Genomic DNA, 4,612 nt, shown 5'->3' with positions numbered 1-4,612 from the left:
CTATAGATATGCCGTAAAAATAAGGGACTTTAAAGTTAAATTACTAGATTCTCGTTTATCAATCTATGTAAATTGAACCTTTCTGGGGAGAAAATATCCAAATATTTATTTTTAACATTATCAGCTAAAAACTCAGCCATAATTTTTCCGGAGAAAGGAGCAAACATCATACCGTGTCCACTATACCCAGCATCTATGTAAAGTCCCTCGGGCCAATGATTTGAGAAACCCATAATATGAGAACTATCTGGCGTCATCTCATAATATCCAGACCATCCTCTAAGTATTCCAATTCCTTCTATTCCGTAAACGATCTCCTTCAATGATCTAAGATATTTTATTGTATTTTTAAGCGAAACTGTAAATTCATGAAAGCCATATTCACGCTTATCTTCTAATCCACCAATTATTTCCCCTTTCAAAGTCTGAGAGAAGTATATCTGATTTTCAGGATCTATTACTAGAGGCTCTATCAAGTATCTTAAGGGTTCTGTTATATATATTTCTTTTAGCTCAGGATATATAGGTAAACTAATACCTACAGTTGAAAGTAGCTCGCTTGACCAAGCGCCTGCAGTAATTATTACGTTATCGACATGAATCTCCTTTCCATTACTAAGCCTAACTCCCTTTACCTTTCCGTTATTTATTTGTATTAAGCTTATCTTATCATAAATAAAATTAACACTATTCTTAATACTATAATAATAGCTATATAGGATATAATCATGATGAAATGAACCATCTTGAGGAGCTAAGTAGCATATTCCGTCAAATTTTATAAATCTGTATTTTTCACATTCTATGAATTTACCTCCAATATGGTAGCCTTTCCATATAGCATCTAATTTCTTAAATTGTTCATATAAACTCTCATTCTTTATTAGCCATAAATAGCCAGTTCTAACTAATAATGGATTATATACTAATTCTTTAGAATGTCTCTTTAGATAATTTATTGCATCTATAGCATATTCAACGTTCTCCTTGCTGTAAAAATGATACCTATATCTACTAGCGTTCCTACTACTTGAACCGTAGCCTATACGTTTCCATTCTACGATATAAATGTCATTTTTATTAAATCCTTTCTTTACTAAATGGTATGCTAGACTTAAACCATGAGAACCTGCTCCTACTATTAAGAACGTCATATTATATCACCAATCTATACAACGGGGATCTAAAAGTTATCAGATTTTCAGACTTAGTAATACTACCCACTATATAAGTACAAATTTTGCCTTGACATTCTCCTGTACCTAAACCGGTGACCCTTTTTATTTCCTCTACACTATTAAATCCATCTTTTATCTTCCTATTTACTTGATCATATGTTACATCTTCACATTCACAAACATATCCGCTATCTCCGTATAAGTATGGAGACGAATTAACAATAAAGCTATTATCATAATAATTGAAGATATAGTTATATGTTTTCATATTATCTATAAATTCGTCTAGATACTTTGAATTCACACTAGCTTTCCCGCTTAGAAAGGAGGTATATTCATCGGATATTCCCCTCATTCCTCCAATAATGTAAACATTTTCATTTGCTTTACCCTCAATTGAGTGATTAGGCATATAGATATGCAAATATTTATCAAAACTGTATGACAGACCGATATTATAAGCATGGTCAACTTTAGGCTGCTTAATCACTGCATAAACTAGAGCATCAGAATAAAACTGTTTTTCATCAGTAAAAATCTGTAATCCATCACTTGTTCTATGTACTCTTAAGGTTTTTGTTTTTAGAATTTCTATACCAATACTCTCAATTAACTCTCTATAATACTTGGATAGAAATAATATACCATTATTTATTAATATTTTTTTAGAGTCATTAACACTCAATAATACTCTTACCGCATCATCACTATTGCCAACTACTTCTATTCTATTAATCTTCTCTCTTAAACGGAAGTACAAGTTCTTAGATATTACCCCCGGCGTGTCATTACCAGAGAAGATCGGAGGAATATATCTACCACCAGTAGCTAAGAAAACTCTGTTTGAATTAACTATAAGTATCCTGCCATTTGTCCTAAAAGCTATTCCTTCGTCAAACTTGCCCAGAAGAATTCCTTCAATTATTTTATCTTTATTATCCTTAATAATACTATTTAATATTTTAATGAAATCTTCTCTATTTGTTTGGGGTAATGGCATATTCTCGTTTCTTAAGTTACCCAGTACCTCTGCAGTTATCATTAACACTCTTTCCTTACCTGATAATTCGGATAGCGCTCCTAAGGCTGACGTTCCACCACCAATTATTAACGAATCAACACGAATTTCCTCAACTTTAGAGACCTCATTTTCATTAAGAATAAATTTAGTTGGTAAATTAATTATATGTTTTGAGTAAATTTTTACTAATTCCGGAAACATCCTTAGCAGTTTACTATGAATTACATCATTATTTATGGGTAACGAAGTAATTCTTGAACTGTCTTGGGTATACTCGAGCGATTTACACAAGTTGATCCTTTGTCCTTCATTTGATATAATTTCAGTATATGGAAGTCCAGGTTCACAATCCTTTATACTTCTTATTCTTCTATGTCTTTTACTTAAAACCAATGGCAAATTCAATGTATAATACCCTCTATCTTTATACTTTACTAGGTATGATTAAAACTATTTTTGAAAACCTCGTTTAAAATTCTGCCGTCAGCTTTAATATTAATTCCAAAGATTTTTAAAATTGTTGGCATAACATCGATTATTTTTGCATTAGTTAATTTACCTTTTCTAAATAACTTACCATAAAATATGACTATACCTTCCATATCTTCGTCCTTATAATATCCATGATCTGCCGTAATAGTAAAATATGGTATTACATCTTCCAATATTTCTTCCTTCTCTATAGCTGTAGATATTGAGTAACGCGGGTTAACCCCAGCTATTATTATATCTCCTTCTCTATCCCCAGCCGGAGATTCATTAGAATATATTACAGTTAGGATTTTCTCTCTTGTTATTTGATCTTCTAATCTCTCTAGATTGTAAGTTATATATTTAACCAATTTACTAAATTCGTTTTTATTTACTATTCCATATTTTTCTCTATTTCTAAGATTTATCCTTACAATTCCGCCTCCTCCATAATAAGCCTTTGTCCTTTTCCAATCTATTTTATCGCCATTAACCTTCAAAACATTAAGTTTTTCAAGCACCTTATTTAAGTACACTCTCTTCTTTACTTTTCTGATACCATGATCAGAGCATATAATAATGTTATCAGCCACTGATATATGAGCAGTAATAAAATTACTTGCTAACTTATACACTTCGAAAATATGATCCAATGATCTAGAATCGTCCACACCATATAAAAGATGCTGAATGTTATCTACTATAGGTAAATAAGTTATAGCGAAATCCCAATCATATTTACCAAGTAAATAAAGAGAATAATTGTAAAAGAATTCATAAGCGAACCTCAATGTTTCAAAGTACTCCTTAAATGTAATGACTTTAGACTTTAACGAGAGATAATCTCCATCCAAAAGCATACCATACTGTGAAACTACATTATTCCAAACTTCTTCAGCTAAATTGTAATTATTTGACCACAATGTAGTAAGAAATGAAGGAGGCGCCATGTATATATAATTATCTAAACCTTTTAATCTAAAATTACCTTTAACTCTCTTATCCTTACATAACATTGTTATCTCTATAGGCTTTGTCCATTCGTTCTTTTCCAAGGTAAACTCAAGAGTGTTATTATCGACATCAGTAAGTCTTATAATATACTTACCTTCGATCTTTACACTAATCTTAACGCCTAATACATCATTCTCCCCAGGATTTATAATATAGCCTTTACTGCATTCCTTGATTTTTGCTTTATAAGGATCAAATAATATTAAATTATTCATATTCCACTTATCGGGAAGAGCTTGAGGTGCAGTAAGCACTATTACTTTATAGCCGTTCTTTGCTAGTAAGTACCAAACTGGGTCAGCTTTTAACGAATAACTACTGTAGGCTGATAAAGGCTTACTAAGGCTACTTCCCTTAACAAAAATCTTCGGAGACGTAACACCATGATTTTTGGGTAACTTGCCAGTAAATAATGAGGCTAAAGCTACGGGCGTTATTGCTGGGAAAACACTCTCTAATTTGCCATAACTGCCATCTTCTACTAATTTATTTATATCAGATAAATTATATCTGAATTGTTCAAAAATATGATAACTCATTCCATCAACTATCGCTAATAATATCTTCAATAGTAAGCACCTATTTTTTATAAATCTTCTTCTCTAAATCACTCCTCAAATTTTTAGGACTTATCATATTTATATGTTTTCTCTTTAGATTACCCTTTTTATCGAAGCTTATAGCAAATTCAAAGAGCCCTATTTTATTTTGGAATTCACCGAATACATCAAATCTATCTTTAAAACTTTGATAATACTTAATTTGAAGTGTATCTTCGATTATATCTGGATCAATACTACGAAGAACCTTAAGTGTTAAGCTCCTAACGTCATCCATTGTTACCCATCACCTTAACAATAGTTTCTAAAATACCAGATATAGAATGCGTTTTACTCTCTATTATTTTTGCCTCGCCTACAATCTCTAT

General features: G+C 31.3%; 4 protein-coding genes. All 4 read right to left on the bottom strand.

Annotated features, from left to right (window positions below; translation table 11 throughout):
• Nucleotides 1-35: 35 nt before the first annotated feature.
• Genes DMP16_RS08045 through DMP16_RS08030 form a run of 4 tightly spaced genes read right to left on the bottom strand, consistent with a single transcriptional unit; the run spans nucleotide 36 to nucleotide 4,521 of the window.
• Nucleotides 36-1,154 (bottom strand): FAD-binding oxidoreductase, encoded by a 1,119-nt coding sequence (locus DMP16_RS08045; RefSeq protein ID WP_069282554.1) that lies wholly within the window; start codon nucleotides 1,152-1,154, stop codon nucleotides 36-38.
• A gap of 1 nt (nucleotide 1,155) precedes the next feature.
• Nucleotides 1,156-2,604 (bottom strand): (2Fe-2S)-binding protein, encoded by a 1,449-nt coding sequence (locus DMP16_RS08040; protein ID WP_143577070.1) that lies wholly within the window; start codon nucleotides 2,602-2,604, stop codon nucleotides 1,156-1,158.
• A gap of 29 nt (nucleotides 2,605-2,633) precedes the next feature.
• Complete coding sequence (locus tag DMP16_RS08035; RefSeq protein WP_069284605.1) at nucleotides 2,634-4,223, bottom strand: alkaline phosphatase family protein; 1,590 nt, start codon at nucleotides 4,221-4,223, stop codon at nucleotides 2,634-2,636.
• Nucleotides 4,224-4,263: 40 nt separating this feature from the next.
• Nucleotides 4,264-4,521, bottom strand: coding sequence for a hypothetical protein (locus tag DMP16_RS08030; RefSeq protein WP_069282552.1), 258 nt, complete (start codon nucleotides 4,519-4,521; stop codon nucleotides 4,264-4,266).
• Between the last annotated feature and the right edge of the window lie 91 nt (nucleotides 4,522-4,612).

The sequence above is a fragment of the Sulfolobus sp. B1 genome (assembly GCF_007050195.1).
Classification (GTDB): domain Archaea; phylum Thermoproteota; class Thermoprotei_A; order Sulfolobales; family Sulfolobaceae; genus Saccharolobus.
This window is presented reverse-complemented; position numbering and strand designations above follow the sequence as displayed.